At 70.9% G+C, this 14797-nt stretch carries 12 protein-coding genes; 7 read left to right on the forward strand and 5 right to left on the reverse strand.

Going from position 1 to position 14797, the window contains the following annotated elements:
• Positions 1 to 51: 51 nt before the first annotated feature.
• Positions 52 to 309 carry a hypothetical protein gene (locus AB0O28_RS27895; protein WP_363645152.1) on the reverse strand — a complete coding sequence of 86 codons (258 nt, stop codon included), beginning with the start codon at positions 307 to 309 and terminating at the stop codon, positions 52 to 54.
• Positions 310 to 551: 242 nt separating this feature from the next.
• Between AB0O28_RS27895 and AB0O28_RS27900 the strand changes: the two genes are divergently transcribed.
• Positions 552 to 1580, forward strand: a complete 1029-nt coding sequence (locus AB0O28_RS27900) for a helix-turn-helix domain-containing protein (RefSeq protein ID WP_363645154.1) — start codon at positions 552 to 554, stop codon at positions 1578 to 1580.
• Positions 1581 to 1596: 16 nt separating this feature from the next.
• Here the strand turns inward: AB0O28_RS27900 and AB0O28_RS27905 are convergent, their stop codons facing one another.
• Both AB0O28_RS27905 and AB0O28_RS27910 read right to left on the reverse strand, forming a co-directional pair.
• Positions 1597 to 3108, reverse strand: a complete 1512-nt coding sequence (locus tag AB0O28_RS27905; RefSeq protein WP_363645156.1) for an AMP-binding protein — start codon at positions 3106 to 3108, stop codon at positions 1597 to 1599.
• Positions 3092 to 4645: an NAD(P)-binding domain-containing protein gene (locus tag AB0O28_RS27910; RefSeq protein WP_363645158.1), complete on the reverse strand. Its 1554-nt coding sequence runs from the start codon at positions 4643 to 4645 to the stop codon at positions 3092 to 3094. Before AB0O28_RS27910 ends, AB0O28_RS27905 begins: the two co-directional genes overlap by 17 nt.
• A 62-nt stretch (positions 4646 to 4707) precedes the next feature.
• On the opposite strand from AB0O28_RS27910, the gene AB0O28_RS27915 reads away from it, so the two are divergent.
• Positions 4708 to 6198, forward strand: a complete 1491-nt coding sequence (locus AB0O28_RS27915; protein ID WP_363645160.1) for an aromatic amino acid ammonia-lyase — start codon at positions 4708 to 4710, stop codon at positions 6196 to 6198.
• Positions 6199 to 6348: 150 nt separating this feature from the next.
• Here the strand turns inward: AB0O28_RS27915 and AB0O28_RS27920 are convergent, their stop codons facing one another.
• Positions 6349 to 7596 (reverse strand): DUF6716 putative glycosyltransferase, encoded by a 1248-nt coding sequence (locus AB0O28_RS27920; protein WP_363645162.1) that lies wholly within the window; start codon positions 7594 to 7596, stop codon positions 6349 to 6351.
• Positions 7593 to 8633 (reverse strand): hypothetical protein, encoded by a 1041-nt coding sequence (locus AB0O28_RS27925; protein ID WP_363645164.1) that lies wholly within the window; start codon positions 8631 to 8633, stop codon positions 7593 to 7595. The genes AB0O28_RS27920 and AB0O28_RS27925 overlap by 4 nt, the downstream gene beginning before the upstream one ends.
• A gap of 99 nt (positions 8634 to 8732) precedes the next feature.
• Here AB0O28_RS27925 and AB0O28_RS27930 point away from each other — a divergent pair, with 99 nt between their 5' ends.
• The 5 genes from AB0O28_RS27930 to AB0O28_RS27950 all read left to right on the forward strand — a co-directional run bounded on the left by AB0O28_RS27930 (position 8733) and on the right by AB0O28_RS27950 (position 14792).
• Positions 8733 to 9551 carry an aldo/keto reductase gene (locus AB0O28_RS27930; protein ID WP_363645166.1) on the forward strand — a complete coding sequence of 273 codons (819 nt, stop codon included), beginning with the start codon at positions 8733 to 8735 and terminating at the stop codon, positions 9549 to 9551.
• A gap of 108 nt (positions 9552 to 9659) precedes the next feature.
• A complete protein-coding gene (locus tag AB0O28_RS27935) occupies positions 9660 to 11171 on the forward strand; it encodes a sulfatase (protein WP_363645168.1) in 1512 nt (503 codons plus the stop codon).
• Positions 11172 to 11517: 346 nt separating this feature from the next.
• Positions 11518 to 12864, forward strand: coding sequence for an extracellular solute-binding protein (locus tag AB0O28_RS27940; protein WP_363645170.1), 1347 nt, complete (start codon positions 11518 to 11520; stop codon positions 12862 to 12864).
• An 84-nt stretch (positions 12865 to 12948) separates the two neighbouring features.
• Positions 12949 to 13902 (forward strand): sugar ABC transporter permease, encoded by a 954-nt coding sequence (locus tag AB0O28_RS27945; protein WP_363645172.1) that lies wholly within the window; start codon positions 12949 to 12951, stop codon positions 13900 to 13902.
• The gene (locus AB0O28_RS27950) at positions 13899 to 14792 is read left to right on the forward strand and encodes a carbohydrate ABC transporter permease (RefSeq protein ID WP_363645174.1); all 894 of its coding nucleotides are present in this window, start codon (positions 13899 to 13901) and stop codon (positions 14790 to 14792) included. Before AB0O28_RS27945 ends, AB0O28_RS27950 begins: the two co-directional genes overlap by 4 nt.
• Positions 14793 to 14797: the final 5 nt, after the last annotated feature.

The following is a 14797-nucleotide window of genomic DNA, read 5'->3' on the forward strand; positions in this document are numbered from 1 at the left end:
TGCTTGTGGTGATTTCTCGGGCTGTGCGCCATGCTGGGGCTTCCGCGGCGATCAGCAGCACATGGCGACCGTGGTCGCGACCTCCGCCGCCGAGGCCGGGGGTGGTGACGCCATCCGGCCACACCGCGGAGTGCGGGCGCCGCGGCCGGTGACGAGAGGTTCGGGGATGACGAGCAGGCATGGGAGCGGCCGGGCTCCGGCGTCGGCGCCGGTCAGCATGGGGCACTGCGCCCGCGGCTGCTGCCGTGCTTCGTCGAACAGAACCGCCGGCGCTCGATGTGGGAGGGCGATCTCGCGCGGTGTTGCCATGGGGCTTCCTCCGAGGCGTGCTGAGGGTCGTTGCGGCGCAGAATGGGCTCCCTGCAGTCAGGGTGCCGGGAGCCGTCGCGAATGTCTTGACTTCCTCTGCACGATTGCTGGCAATTCGTGCACGCCGCCGATGCGATCTCCCCGGCGTGGCTCTCGCTCCGGCGTACTCACGACAACAGTGACCGGGAAGCACTTCACGGCGGAACGCGCTTCCCCGTACGACCACTCGCCGAGGAAACGTCATGAAAATTCTGGAGTGGGACACCAGGAACCTGGCCGTTCGGGATCGATTTCCCTACTGGTACGACACGATGTCGCAGGCGCACGTGCACGCGTGGCTGGCCACCGACCATCCCGCCCGTTTCCACGCGTCGGCGCGGGTGTTCGATCTCGGCACGGTGCAGCTTTCGATGATGAGCCACCACACGCTGCGGGTGAATCGGACCGCCAAGCTCATCAGGCAGTCGGATCCCGAGGTCTTCCAGCTGCACCTCCTCCTCGGCGGCGCCGGCGGCCTGAGGCAGGCCGGGCGCGACGCGGCCTTCCGCGCCGGGCAGTTCCTCACCATCGACTCCTCCCGGCCGTACCAGGGATGGCGAGGACCGGACGGCGATCCGGCCGAGGCCCTGGTCGTCCAGTTCCCCCGGGACGCCCTCGGCCTGCGGTCCGACGTCGTCGGGCGGCTCGCCGCGACGCCGTTTCCCGTCCGGCAGGGCATCACCGGCGTACTGGCCGGACACCTCCGGCACCTGGCGGACAACGCCGAGAGCCTCACCCCTCACAGCGCGCAGGCGGTGGCCGCCGTCACCCTCGACCTGATCGCCGCCGCCTGCGCCGACCGGGTCGAGGCCACCGCCCTGCTGTCACCCGAATCGCGGCGTCAGGCCCTGCTGTCGCTGATCCACGATTTCATCCGGCAGCGGCTCGGCGACCCTGACCTCACCCCTGAGACGATCGCCGCGGCACACCAGATCTCCGTCCGGCACCTGTACACGCTCTTCCGGGAACAGGGCCTCACCGTGGCCGCCTGGATCCGCCGATGCCGGCTGGAACAGTGCCACCGCGATCTCGCCGACCCCCGGCAGCGCTCCCTTCCCATCCAGGCCGTCGCCGCCCGCTGGGGCTTCACCGACGCCTCGACCTTCAGCCGCGCCTTCCGCGCCGCCTACGGCATCTCACCACGCGAGCACCGGCATACGGCGGCGGCCGGGCGATCGGCGGGCTCGGGGCCGTCGGGGAGCGAGCGGCCGGCCCGACCACTCCTTCACTGACATACCGGGCGCCCGCTCATCCCTCCGAGTCGCCGGACGGCCGTCGAGGAGCGCCGTTCCCGGCTCGGGGGACCGCGGTCGTCAGAAGGCGCTTGTCCGGTTTGCCGTTCGGCGTCAGCGGCACCTCGTCGAGGACGGTGACGGTCGCGGGAACGCATGCCTCGCCGAGCCGCTCACCGACCAGCGCCCGCAGCGAGCCGAGGTCGGGGTTCCGGCCCGCCACCGGTACCACGAACGCGTGCACCGCCTCGCCGGTGTCCTCGTCCGGGGCGCCGACCACGTACGCCTCCGCGATGTCGGGGGAGGCGGCCAGGACCCGCTCGATCGGGCCTGTGTAGTAGAGGTTGGCGTTGACGATGACGACGTCCCGTGTCCGCCCGGCCAGGTGCAGTCGTCCGTCCTCGTCGAAGTGGCCCAGGTCGCGGGTGCGCACCCACCCGTCGACGAACACCTCGGCGGTCTCCGCCGGCTCGGCCCAGTACCCGATGGCCTGAGCCGGCGTGCGGACGTACAGCTCGCCGTCGACGCCGGGCGGGACGGGCCGGCCGTCCGCGTCCCGGACTTCGACGTCGACGACGTCGGGCGGGAATCCGACCGACGGGGGGACGTCCTGCGGCGTGGCCATGGAGATCGTGCCGGTCTCGGTCTGCCCGTAGCCATGGAACACGACCGGGCCGAGCACGTCGAGTGCCTCGCGGAGCCGGGACGCCTCCAGCGGCGACCCGGACACCATGAGCGCCCGGAGGCTGCTCAGGTCGGCCGGGGCGGTGCGCTGGGCGGCGACGAGTTTGTACAGGCGGGGCACGGTGATGACGCTGGCGGTCGCCCGATACCTGGTGATCGCTTCGGGGAGCGCGGGCGGGTCGGCGACGACCATGGTCCCGCCCGCGGCGAGCGTGATTATGCCGTACTCCATCATCACCTGGCTGCTCAGCGACCCGAACACCAGGTAGCGCCGCAGCCGGGAGGCCAGTTCGCGGATCGCCGGCGGCCACGCCTCCGGGCGGGCCGTCCACGCCGCGTTCATCGCGGCGTAGGTCTGCGCGCAGGCCTTGGGTGTGCCGGTGCTGCCGCTGGTGTAGACGAGCCGGGCGACGTCCTCCGGCCGGCCGGACAGGCGCAGCGGACCGTCCTCGCCGGGCGCGGCCAGCAGCTCGGAGACGGTCAGCGTGCGCCGCGCGTGTTCCGGACCGGTGGCCGCGTCGGTCACGACCGCGGTGATGTCCTGGTGGAGCACGTGGCGCAACTGGCCGTCGGGCAGTCCTGGCCGCACACCGACGGCCCGGGCTCCCACGACGTAGGCGGCGATGATCGCGGCGAACGCCTCCGGGGTGACGCCGAGCATCATGGCGAGGCCGTCCCCGGGTCCGACGGCCGCGGCGCGCAGCCCGGCCGCGATCCGCCGGACGAGGCCGAGCATCCGCGCGCCGGTGACGGCACGGGCGCCGTGCTCGAAGACGGGCCGGTCCCCGGCCGCCTCCAGGAGGTCCAGAACGGCACGCGGGTACGGCTCAGCCGGCGTCGGCAAGGCACTCCTTGACGAACACGGCCAGTGGCTGCTGGTGCACCTCCGGCAGGTTCCACTGGTTCTCCAGGTTCTCCGCGAGGTGGTGGACGCCGGCCGGCGCGCCGTCCCGGTAGTGCCGCACCACCGGGTGCAGGTAGCTCGCGTCGTGGGCGTTGACGGCGTCGTTCTCGACGACCCTCGGGATCGAGATGTCGAACGGGTCGACGGCGTCGTGGCCCTGGCCGTACTCCAGGGTGACGACGAAGGTGTGCCGGGCGCCGCCGAGGCCGCCGTCGGCCACGTACGCCACCGGGACCTCCTCCTGGTACAGCGCGGTGCCTCCGGTCACGGTGACGACGTCGCCGAGCACGCCGAACTGCTGCCACAGCGCCGACGAGCGGCTTACCCGGGCGATGATCGCGTCACTGATCGCGTCCGGGGTGGGCTCGACCCGCTCGGCCGGCCAGGTCCCGCCGTGGTACCGGGTGGTCAGGATCCGGTAGAGCGCGCGCACCCCGTACCGGAAACCGTGGATGAACCCGCTGGTGCCCTTCTTGAAGTCGCGTTGCTGGGTGAGCGTGCCGGCGAAGTACATATCAGGCACGTTGACGGACTCGTACGCCGGCGTCTGCTCGGGGAAACGGTCGTCGATGACCAGCGCGGGCCGGCAACCGTCGTCGAACACCGAGGCGTCGAACCGGAAACCGGTGCACACGACCACCCGGTCGTAGAACAGCTCGCGCAGCGCCTCCACGGTGCGGGCGTAGCGGAACATCACCCGGTAGCCGCCGTCGGCGCGGCGTTCGATGCTCTCCACCGTGCCGTCGAGGATCGTGTTCTGGGACTTCAGCTGGTAGCTGTCGAGGAAGTTGTTGTTCACCGCGCGCAGGTGCCCGACGTAGTGCGACTGCCAGGCCATCCTGACCGAGTGCGGCCCGGCGACGTGGATGACCGCGGCCTGGGCCATGAGCGCGTCGGCGGTCTCGAATCCCGAGTTGCCCTTGCCGATCACCAGGACCCGCTGGTCGGCGAAGGACGCCGAATCGGTTTCGAACGTGTCGTAGCGTTCGGCGTGCTCGACGCCCGGGATCGGCGGGACGTGCAGTTGGGAGACCCCGGTGGCCACGACCAGCCGCCGCCCCCGCCAGATGCGTCCGCTGCGATCGGTGGCGGTGAAGCCGTCGTCGTTCCGGCCGATCCGGAAGACGTCGACGTCGTAGCGCACCTTGACGCCGGTCGCCGCCGCGTAGTCGGACAGGTAACGCACGAAATCGTCGGCCTGCGGGAAGTACTCCTCGCTGTAGCGGGTGAACAGCAGGTCGGGATCGTCGCTCAGCAGCGAGTTCCAGTCCATCCGCAGCCGCAGCTCCGGGTCGTCGTACCCCGTGTGCACCTTGTTGATGGAGATCAGCCGGCGGTGCCGCGGGAACCGGGTGAAGGAGGTGCCCGGGCCGGCTCCGCGCTCCAGGACGACATAGTCGTGACCGGCGTGTTCGAGCTCCGCGGCGAGCTGCAGCCCGGCCGGTCCGGCCCCGATTATCAGGTAGTCATGCGCCATGAGCCGAAAGCTACGGACGGATTCTCATAGGATTCTGAGAATCCGCCGCCTACAGTCCGGACATGCCCGCCGTCGAAGACACCATCGACCTCAGCGCTCCGCTGCGCTCAGCCGACCTGCACCGCGCAGCGGCGCCGGTGTCCGTCGTGGTCGACGCGTCCGTCCGTGACCGCGTCGAGCGCGGCCGTGGCTTCCTCCGCGACGTGCGGGAGGAGGAACGTCCGGTCTACGGCGCGACCACCGGATTCGGCGCCCTCGTCGGGTTCGCCGGCCGGGAGGACGAAGCGGACCAGTGTGACAACACCCTGGCGCACCTCGGCGCCGGGCAGGGGCCGGATCTGGCCCATGACGTGAGCCGGGCCGCGATCCTCGTGCGTACGTGGTCGCTCGCCCAGGGTGCGTCCGGGGTTTCCGCACACGTGGTCGACGGGCTCGCCGCGATGTTCGCGACGACGTTCGTCCCGGCGATCCCGCGCTACGGTTCGGTCGGCGCGAGCGGGGACCTGATCCCGCTCGCCTATGCCGCCCAGGCACTGCGCGGCCGGGGACAGGCGTATCTCGACGGATCGCGGATGCCCGCGGCCGAGGCGCTGCGCCATGCCGGGCTGACCCCGTTGACGCTCGACGGCCGGGACGCCCTCGCGCTCGTCAACGGCACCTCCCTCACCACGGCCGCGACCGCCCTCGCCCTGGACAGCGTCCGGTCCTCGCACCGCGCCCTGCAGGCGCTCACCTGCCTGCTGGTCGATCTGCTCGGCTGCGACCCGGGCTTCCTCCACCCCCGCCTGCTCGGCGCCTATGGCCATCCCGGCGCGATCGACGTCGCCGACGGCATGCGCAAGACCCTCGCCGGGATCCTCCCGGCCGGCACGCGTCCGCTGCAGGAGCCGTACAGCATCCGCTGTTCCCCGCAACTGCTGGGCGCCGCCGAGGACGCCCTGCGCTACGTCGACGGTGTCGTCGCGGCCGACCTGTCCAGCGTCAGCGACAACCCGCTGTTCTTCCCCGACGACGACCTGGTCGTGCACGGCGGCAACTTCTTCGGGCAGCCGGCCGCGTTCGCCGCCGACGTCCTGGCGATGGTCACCGCTCAGCTCGGCAACCTCGCCGAGCGGCAGCTCGACCTCCTCGTCGACCCGGCCCGCAACGGCGGCCTGCCTCCCATGCTCGCCGCCGGACCCGGCCGCCAGCACGGGATGCAGGGGGTGCAGCTCGCCACGACCGCGTTCGTCGCCGAGATCCGCCGCGCCGCCGTGCCGGCCGGCATGCAGAGCCTGCCGACCAACCTGCACAACCAGGACGTGGTGCCGTTCGGCACCCAGGCCGCCCTGCGCGCCTACGACATGGCCGAACTGCTGCGGCTGCTCTGCGGGTCGCTGGCGGTGGGGTTGCGGCAGGCGGCGCACGTCGGCGCCCGCCGCCCCACGGCCTCGGGCTGCGCGGCGCTCCTCGACACCCTGGTCGAGGCGATCCCCGCGGTCGATCCCGACCGCCCGCTGGACGCCGATGTCTGTAACGCCGCCGAGCTGCTCACCGCGACACCCCCTCTGTGAGGGACAGCCCGCGCCATGGTCGTTCCGCTGGTTTCGTCACTTCCCGGGCGGCTCGCAGGCGTTCCATGACGATCGGCACGCGCCGCGCTCGTGGGGGCGCGCCCCGCTGCCGGATGCGGCCCCGGACGTGGCCACCGCGTAGGCCCTCGTCTAGAGAGCCTTGAGGTAGCCGCGCATCCGCCGCTTGGCGCGGTAGCCGTACCGCAGGACCCTGGGCGGCACCTCCAGGCGCAGCCGGGCGCGGCGGCGGGCGGCCGCGTGCTCGGGGCCGTCGAGGAGCGAGCGCGCGGGCTCCAGCGTCCCCGCGCGGGCCGCGGCGACCAGCGTGGCGACCCGGCCGGTCCAGTCGCCGGCCGAGCGGTCGTGGAAGTAGTTGTCCCTGCACCACTCCTCCGCCGGGAACCGGAAGTCCGCCTCGGCGAGGTCGCCGAGCGTGCCCAGGCAGCCGCTGCCCTCGAACACGAGGTTGATCATCTCCGCGCCGACCCCGAAGTCGGACAGCACGAGCAGCGGCACGTTCGCGGCGATCGCCTCCAGCGCGGCCGTCGAGCTGACCGTGACGAAGCCGGCGGCGCGGCTCAGGTGCTCGTGCATCGGACCGGCGGCGAAGCGCACGGCGCCGGGAGGCACCCGGCCCTCGGCCTCCATCGCGGTCCACAGCCGCTCGTAGTGGTGGCGTTCGTTGTGCGTCTGCCGCTCGTCGTCGCGGGCGCGCAGCTTGACCACCACGTCCAGGCCGGGCCTGGCCCGCGCCAGCTCGGCGAGCGCGAGCAGGATCCGCTCCCGTTCCTCGCGCCGCCTGGGCACCTTGGCCTGGGTGGCGAACACGACGCGGTCGCGTACGCCTCCGGCGTCGTCTCCGCACGCTTCGCGGTGCAGGAGGTCCAGGTAGGGCAGACGGGCCAGCGCCACCGCGCCTCCCCCGCCGAGCCGCGCGCCGATCTCGGAGAACTCGGCGACCTCCCGGGCGCTGTGCACGACGAACAGGTCACAGCCGCTGCGGAACAGCCAGGCCTTCTCCGTCGCGGGCACCGAGATGCCGGGCAGCCCCGACACCAGCACCGGCCGGGGCCCCGGCAGCGGCCCGGACAACGGCCCGGCCGGCGTCGCCGCCAGCGCGTCCACCACCGGTCCGGTGCAGGCGAGCAGCACGACGTCGGGCCGGAACCGTTCGGCGGCCCGCCGCAGCTGCCGGGCCGGCAGCACGGGCGGCAGCTCCCGCCCGGCTCGGCCCGCGCGGGTGCCGCTCACCGCGGCGGCGATCTGCGCCGCCGAGGGGGCGATGGGAGTGCGGACGACGGCCAGGTCGGTGACCCAGTCCTCCGGGGTCGCGTCGAGCAGGCCCGCGGCCCACTTGAGATAGGAGTCGGAGTCGGCCACGGCGAGCAGACGGGTCAAGGAGCACCCTTTCCGGGATCGTGCGGGTGGAGCTGATCGGGCTGATGGGGTTGGTGCGCGAACAGCTGGAGGTGGGAGCGCAGCGACGGGGCTGCCGAGGCCGTCCACCAGTCCTCCGGCACGTCCACCGTCTCCACCGGCACGCCCCGGCCCGACAGCAGGACGCGCAGCGAGGTCACCGCGGTGGACGGCAGGCTCAGCACCCGCTGGTCCGGCCGCAGGTCACGCAGCGTCATCTCGGCGGGCGCCCCGGCGTCGTACACGGTCAGCCCGGCGACCCTGCGCACCCGGTCGAGGTCGCGGGGGTCCTCACGGCGGTGGGGGAAGTACGCGACGGGCTCGCCGATCCGCTCGAGCCAGCGCAGGTAGCGGTCGCGGTGGATGAGCCCGTTGCGCACGAGCGAGGTGCCGAGCACGACCGTGCGCTCCGGCGGCGGCCGATCGGCGGGCTGGGCGCGCAGCCAGGCGAAGTCGTGCCGCACGAGCCGCACACCCGCGTCCTCCACCGCCTCCGCGAGGCCGGCGGGCACCGGGAGCGCCGTGAACACCGTGGGCCCGCGGGTGCGCAGGCGGAACCCCGCGACCGCGCCGAGCACCTTGCGGCCGAGACCCGGCGTCCCGCGGGCGCGCAGCAGCGGGCGCCGCGCGACCAGCAGCTCCAGCAGGCGGATCGTGGCCAGCCCGTCGTCCACCAGCACGGTGCGGCCGGGGACGGCCGTGACGAGGGCGAGCTGGACCCGCCCGGAGAAGGCGTCGCCGGCCACCCATGTCCGGCCCGGCCGGGGGGCCCGCTCGGACGGCTCGGCGAGCTCCAGCCCCTCGGGCGGCCCGAGCCGCCCGAGCTCGCGGCGGGTCAGCCGCAGCGCGGGCAGCCCGGCGCGCGGCACCACCCTGGTGGTGGGGCCGAGGAGCCCCGCGTGGTGCGCCTCGACGACGCACAGCAGCTGCAGGGGGGACTCCACCCACGCGACGGCCTGCCCCTGCTCGGCGGCGTGGCGCCGTCCCTCGTTCTCCACGCCCCGTAAAGAAACGTTCACGACGCGCTCACCGTAGCCGTCCGACACTACGGCGGCGGGAACACGCGGTGAACAGACCCCGAAGGGATCTTCGGGGGGAGTTGCGGCAGCATGGGAGGCATGAACGTCATCACGTTGAACAACAACGTCCGGATGCCGCAGCTCGGCTTCGGCGTGTGGCAGGTGGCCGACGACGAGGCCGAGAAGGCCGTGGCGACGGCCCTGGAGTACGGCTATCGCAGCATCGACACGGCGAAGCTGTACCACAACGAGGAAGGGGTCGGCCGCGCCCTGCGCGCCTCCGGCATCCCCCGCGAGGAGCTGTTCGTCACCACCAAGCTCTGGAACGACGAGCACGGCTACGACGAGGCGATGCGGGCCTTCGACGCCGGCATGCGGCGCCTCGGCCTGGAGACCCTCGACCTGTACCTGATCCACTGGCCGGCGCCCCGGCAGGGCAAGTACGTCGAGACGTGGAAGGCCCTGGAGATGCTGTACGTCGACAGGCGCGTGCGGGCGATCGGCGTGTCGAACTTCACGGTCGCCAATCTGGAGCGCCTGCTCGCAGAGACCGAGGTGATCCCCGCGCTGAACCAGATCGAGCTGCACCCGCAGCTCGCCCAGCGGGAACTGCGCGGCTTACACGCGCAGCGCGGCATCGCCACCGAGGCGTGGAGCCCGCTCGGGCAGGGCAAGGGGCTGCTCGACCTGCCCGTCCTAGCCGAAATCGGCAATAAATATGGCAAGACGGCCGCCCAGGTGGTGCTGCGCTGGCACATCCAGCTCGGCAACATCGTGATTCCGAAGTCGGTGACGCCGTCGCGCATCAAGGAGAACATCGAGGTCTTCGACTTCGAGCTGAGCCCCGAGGACATGGCCGCGATCAACGGCCTCGACGAGGGCCGCCGCCTCGGCCCGGACCCGGCGATCTTCGGCTGACCGGCCGGGGGTTCGCGCCCGGGGGAGTTTTCGCCGGAGCCCAGACATAAGGACACGGAGCGATCGCACGATCACGCGGCGTACGTTTCCCCTGGCGGAGGCGCGGCAATGATTGCTGCCGTGCCCCAACCACGACGATCGAGAAAGCTGTGGGCCGGGCTCGCGGCGGCGCTCCTGCTGTGCTTCGGACTCATCGGCGCCGCCCGCGTCGAGCCCGCGCCCGCGGCCCACCGGCCCAACATCGTGCTGATCCTCACCGACGACCTGGACGCGGCGGATCTGAGCCGGTTCCCCAACATCACCGACCTCCTGGTGCGCCAGGGCACCACGCTGTCCCGCTTCTTCGTCACCAATCCCTGGTGCTGTCCCTCCCGCTCGTCGATTCTCCGCTCGCAGTACATGCACAGCCACCAGGTGTGGAGCAACCGGTCGCCGACCGGCGGGTTTCCCAAGTTCCGGCCGCTGGAGGCGTCCACCCTCGGGACATGGATGCACGACGCGGGCTACCGCACCGCGCTCATGGGCAAGTACCTCAACAACTATCCCGAGGGGGCGCCGCGCACGTACGTGCCGCCCGGCTGGGACGAGTGGCAGGTCCCCGTCACCCGCCTGTACCAGGAGTACGGCTACGCGCTCAACGAGAACGGCGTGGTCCGGCGGTACGGCCACGCGCCCGAGGACTACCTGGAGGACGTGCTGAGCGCCAAGGCCGCGGCCTTCGTCACCGGTGCCGCCGAGGGGGACGCTCCGTTCTTCCTCTACCTCGCCCCGGTCGCGCCGCATCTGCCGGCGCACCACGCGCCGCGCCACGAGGCCGCCTTCGCCGGCGAGCGGGCGCCGCGGACCGCGTCGTTCGACCAGGCCGACCTGTCCGCCGAGCCCGGCTGGCTCAGCGAGCGCACACCGCTGTCGGCCGCCGACATCCGCCGCATCGACCGCGTCCACCGGGACCGGCTGCGCGCGATGCTGGGGGTGGACGACATGGTGGGCGCGCTGGTCGATGCGCTGAGCCGGGCCGGCCGGCTGGACGACACCTACATCTTCTTCACCTCCGACAACGGCTTCCACCTTGGCCAGCACCGATTGCGGCCGGGCAAGACGACGCCGTTCGAGGAGGACATCCGGGTGCCGATGGTGGTGCGCGGGCCGGGCGTGCCCGCCGGGGGCGCGGTCGACGCGCTCGCGTCGACGGTCGACCTCGCGCCCACGTTCGCCGAGCTGGGCGGGGCCGCCGTGCCGCCCACGGCCGAAGGGCGCTCGCTCGTCCCGCTCCTGCGCGGGCACGACGTCCCCTGGCGCGACGCCGTACTCGCGGAGTTCTACCACCCCTCCTACTCGCCGCAGTCGCCGCCCACATACGCGATGGTGCGGACCGGGCGGTACGCGTACGTGGAGTACGAGACCGGGGAACGGCAGCTCTACGACCTGCGGGACGACCCGGCGGAGCTGCACAACATCGTGGCGACGGCCGATCCGGGCCTGACCACGGCGCTCTCGGCCCGGCTGGCGCTGCTGCGCGCCTGTTCCGGGCCGGCCTGCCGGGTGGCGGACGCCGCGGGCGCCGGCGCCTCGCTGGGCGGCGGAGTGTCCCTGGGGACGGCCACGGCGAGTGACGGATGAGGCGACGGAGCGCATAACGACACCCATAAGGACGGGCGCCCCCGCAGGTTGGGGGCGCCCGCTATTTATTTCTGCCCATATGGTGATGGGAGCGCTCCCAAGCGTGCTATGTCCTACTATGTCCCGTTGAACGGCTCTAACCACCCAGGGAGTAACAGTTAGGTTTCGGCATATTGACGCCCGCGTTGCTCATAGAGGACCCTTCGTGGGAGCGCTCCCAACGGTGTTCAGTCCACGGTGAGGGAGCAAAGAGCAGAACCTTCGATCGCGGGCCGTGAAGATCGGGGACCGGCCTGGGATGCACCTCCCACGAACGATTCGGGATACCACCTGAGAGGGGTCCGGAATGACTAGCAACTCGCGCCGCGGCAGGCTGCTCGCGGTCGCCGCGGTGGCCGCGCTGGCTCTCGGCGCCGCCGCCTGCAGCACGGACGACGACAAGACCAGCACCGCGGGCGGCGGGTCCACGCAGGCGGCAGGCCCCGTGACCGTCACCGTCCAGACGTTCGGCGGCGGCAAGAACTTCGGTTATAAAGAGGCGATCGCCAAGTGGAACGCCGAGCACACCGACATTAAGATCAAGGAAGACCACCTCACCGACCAGTTCGAGCAGGTCTACTGGCCGCAGATGATCCAGTGGCTGCAGTCCGGCGCGGGCGCCGGCGACGTCGTCGGCATCGACGAGGGCGGCATGGGCCTCGCCAAGGCGCACCCCGAGTGGTGGGCCGACCTGGGCGAGTTCGGCCTGCAGAACCGCAAGAACGACTTCGCCGCCTGGAAGTGGGAGAACGGCGTCACCGCCGACGGCAAGCTCTTCGGTCTCGGCACCGACATCGGCGGCATGAGCCTGTGCTACCGCAAGGACCTGTTCGAGAAGGCGGGCCTGCCGTCCGACCGCGAAGAGGTCGGCAAGCTCTGGCCGACCTGGGACGACTTCGTCAAGGTCGCCCACAAGTTCCAGGACAAGATCAAGGACACCAAGTTCGTCGACGGCACCAACACGCTCTACAACGTGGTGCTGGTGCAGGAGGCCGCCAAGAACGGCAACGTCTCCTACTTCGACAAGGACAACAACCTGATCGTCGACAAGAACCCGGCGGTCAAGACGGCGTACGACTTCGCCCAGAAGATCAGCCAGGAGGGCCTCACGGCCAAGCTGCGCAACTTCACGCCCGAGTGGAACACGGGCATGAAGAAGTCGCAGTTCGCCACCCTCGGCTGCCCGTCCTGGATGCTCGGCGCGGTCAGCGGTGACGACGGCGCCGGACCGGAGTTCAAGGGCAAGTGGGACGTCGCGGCGGTGCCCGGCGGCGGCGGCAACTGGGGCGGCTCGTGGCTCGCGGTGCCGAAGCAGTCGAAGCACCCGAAGGAGGCCGCGCAGGTCCTCGACTACCTGACCGGTAAGGACGCCGAGGTCAACATCTTCAACTACGCCGGCAACATGCCGAGCAACGTCCAGGCCCAGCAGGACCCGGCCGTCCAGGGCGCGAAGAACGAGTACTTCAACGACGCTCCGGTCGGTGAGATCTTCGCCAAGTCCGCCTCGGCGCTTCAGCCGGTCTTCCTCGGCGTGAAGCACGCCCAGGTCAAGAACGCGATCGAGTCGGTCGTCTCCGCCATCGACGACGGCTCCGTGCCGTACGCGAACGGCTGGAAGAAGCTCGTCGACGACGCCGTGAAGGCCGCGGGCTGATCCTGCCCGCCAGGTGAGCACCGGCCCGCCGCAGCGGCACCCCGCCGGCGGGCCGGTCGCCTGCTTTCACCCGAAAGGTAACTTATGAGCCTGCACGTCGACGCGATGCCGCCCAGCCGGAGGCACGTCCGGTCGGGGTCGGGGCGATCCTTCCTGACCTGGCTGGACCTCAAGGCCGCACCGTACCTCCTGGTCTCCCCGTACTACATCCTCTTCCTGATTTTCGGGCTCTTCCCGCTCGCCTTCACCCTTTACTACTCGTTCTTCGACTACGACCTCGCCGGCACGGTCGAGTGGACGGGCCTCGGCAACTTCACCGCCCTGCTGTCCGACTCCTCCTTCTGGAGGGCGGTCGTCAACACCCTCGCGATGTTCCTCATCGCGACGGTCCCGCAGATGCTGCTGGCGCTGCTGCTGGCCAACGCGCTGAACAAGCGGATGAAGGGCCAGCTGTTCGTCCGGCTGGGCGTCCTGCTCCCCCTCGTCACCTCGGTCGTCGCGGTGGCGGTCGTCTTCACCCAGCTGTACGGCCGCGACTGGGGCATGGTCAACTGGGTGCTCGGCTGGTTCGGAGCCGACCCCATCGACTGGAAGGCCGAGCGCCTCCCCTCCTGGCTCGCCATCGCGACCATGGTCGACTGGCGCTGGACCGGCTACAACGCGATCATCTTCCTGGCCGGCATGCAGACGATCCCGAAGGACCTCTACGAGGCGGCCTCGATCGACGGCGCGTCCCGGCGGCGCCAGTTCTGGCAGATCACCGTTCCGATGCTCCGGCCGACGATGATCTTCGTCGTGCTGAACTCGACCATCGGCGGCCTCACGCTGTTCGCCGAGCCGACCACGTTCTACAACGGCAACGTCCACGGTGGCACGACCAGCCAGTTCCAGACCGTCTCGATGTTCATCTTCGAGCAGGGCTTCCGCGAGTTCGACTACGGCTACGCCTCCGCGGCCGCCTGGCTGCTGTTCCTGCTCATCCTCATCGGATCGGCCATCAACTTCCTGCTCATCCGCCGGATCGGGGGCAACAAGTGACCACGCTCTCCGCGCCCGCCCAGACGCGGCGGCGGCGCGCCAAGCGGCAGGGAGGGGCCGCAGGCCTCTGGACCGCGACGCCGTTGACGAAGCTCGTGCTGGCCGTCACGATCATCATTTCGGCGTTCCCGCTCTACTACATGATCGTCATCGCCTCGCGCACCAACATCGAGGCGACCGACATGCCGCCGCCGTTCCTGCCGGGCGGCAACCTCGGCCAGAACATCCAGCGCGTGCTGACCAACCCCGACGCGCACTACCTGACCGGTCTCACCAACTCGCTGATCATCTCCGCCACGGTGACGTTCTCGGTGGTGATCATCTCGACGTTCGCCGGTTTCGCGTTCGCCCGGCTGAGCTTCAAGGGCGGCAAGATCCTGCTGCTGCTGGTCCTGCTGACGATGATGGTCCCGCTGCAGCAGATGGGCCAGGTCCCCCTCTACCGGCTCATGGTCAACCTCGAATGGGTCGGCTCGATCAAGGCCGTGATCCTGCCCTTCCTGCTCAACGGCTTCGGCGTCTTCCTCATGACGCAGTACACCGAGCAGGCCGTGCCCAACGAGCTGGTCGAGGCCGCCCGCGTCGACGGCGCCTCCACCCTGCGGATCTGGTGGAACGTCATCCTGCCCGCCGTACGGCCGGGCATGGGAGTGCTGGGCATCAACACGTTCATGCTGAACTGGAACGAGTTCATGTGGCCGCTGATCGTGCTGAACCCGGACAACCCGACGGTCCAGGTCGCGATCAACTCGCTCAACGCGAAGTACGGAACGGACTACGTGCTGATCTTCAGCGGCACGCTCATGTCGATTCTCCCGCTCATCGTCGTTTTCATCCTGTTCGGCCGACAGATCATCGGCGGACTCATGGAAGGTGCGGTCAAGGCGTGACGACG

Source organism: Microbispora sp. NPDC088329, assembly GCF_040685655.1.
Taxonomy (GTDB): Bacteria; Actinomycetota; Actinomycetes; order Streptosporangiales; family Streptosporangiaceae; genus Microbispora.

Bases quoted from the DNA above. Each gene is read 5' to 3' on its own strand.
- AB0O28_RS27895 (WP_363645152.1), bottom strand. From the start codon at position 309: ATGGCAACACCGCGCGAGATCGCCCTCCCACATCGAGCGCCGGCGGTT.
- AB0O28_RS27900 (WP_363645154.1), top strand. From the start codon at position 552: ATGAAAATTCTGGAGTGGGACACCAGGAACCTGGCCGTTCGGGATCGA.
- AB0O28_RS27910 (WP_363645158.1), bottom strand. From the start codon at position 4,645: ATGGCGCATGACTACCTGATAATCGGGGCCGGACCGGCCGGGCTGCAG.
- AB0O28_RS27915 (WP_363645160.1), top strand. From the start codon at position 4,708: ATGCCCGCCGTCGAAGACACCATCGACCTCAGCGCTCCGCTGCGCTCA.
- AB0O28_RS27930 (WP_363645166.1), top strand. From the start codon at position 8,733: ATGAACGTCATCACGTTGAACAACAACGTCCGGATGCCGCAGCTCGGC.
- AB0O28_RS27935 (WP_363645168.1), top strand. From the start codon at position 9,660: ATGATTGCTGCCGTGCCCCAACCACGACGATCGAGAAAGCTGTGGGCC.
- AB0O28_RS27940 (WP_363645170.1), top strand. From the start codon at position 11,518: ATGACTAGCAACTCGCGCCGCGGCAGGCTGCTCGCGGTCGCCGCGGTG.
- AB0O28_RS27945 (WP_363645172.1), top strand. From the start codon at position 12,949: ATGAGCCTGCACGTCGACGCGATGCCGCCCAGCCGGAGGCACGTCCGG.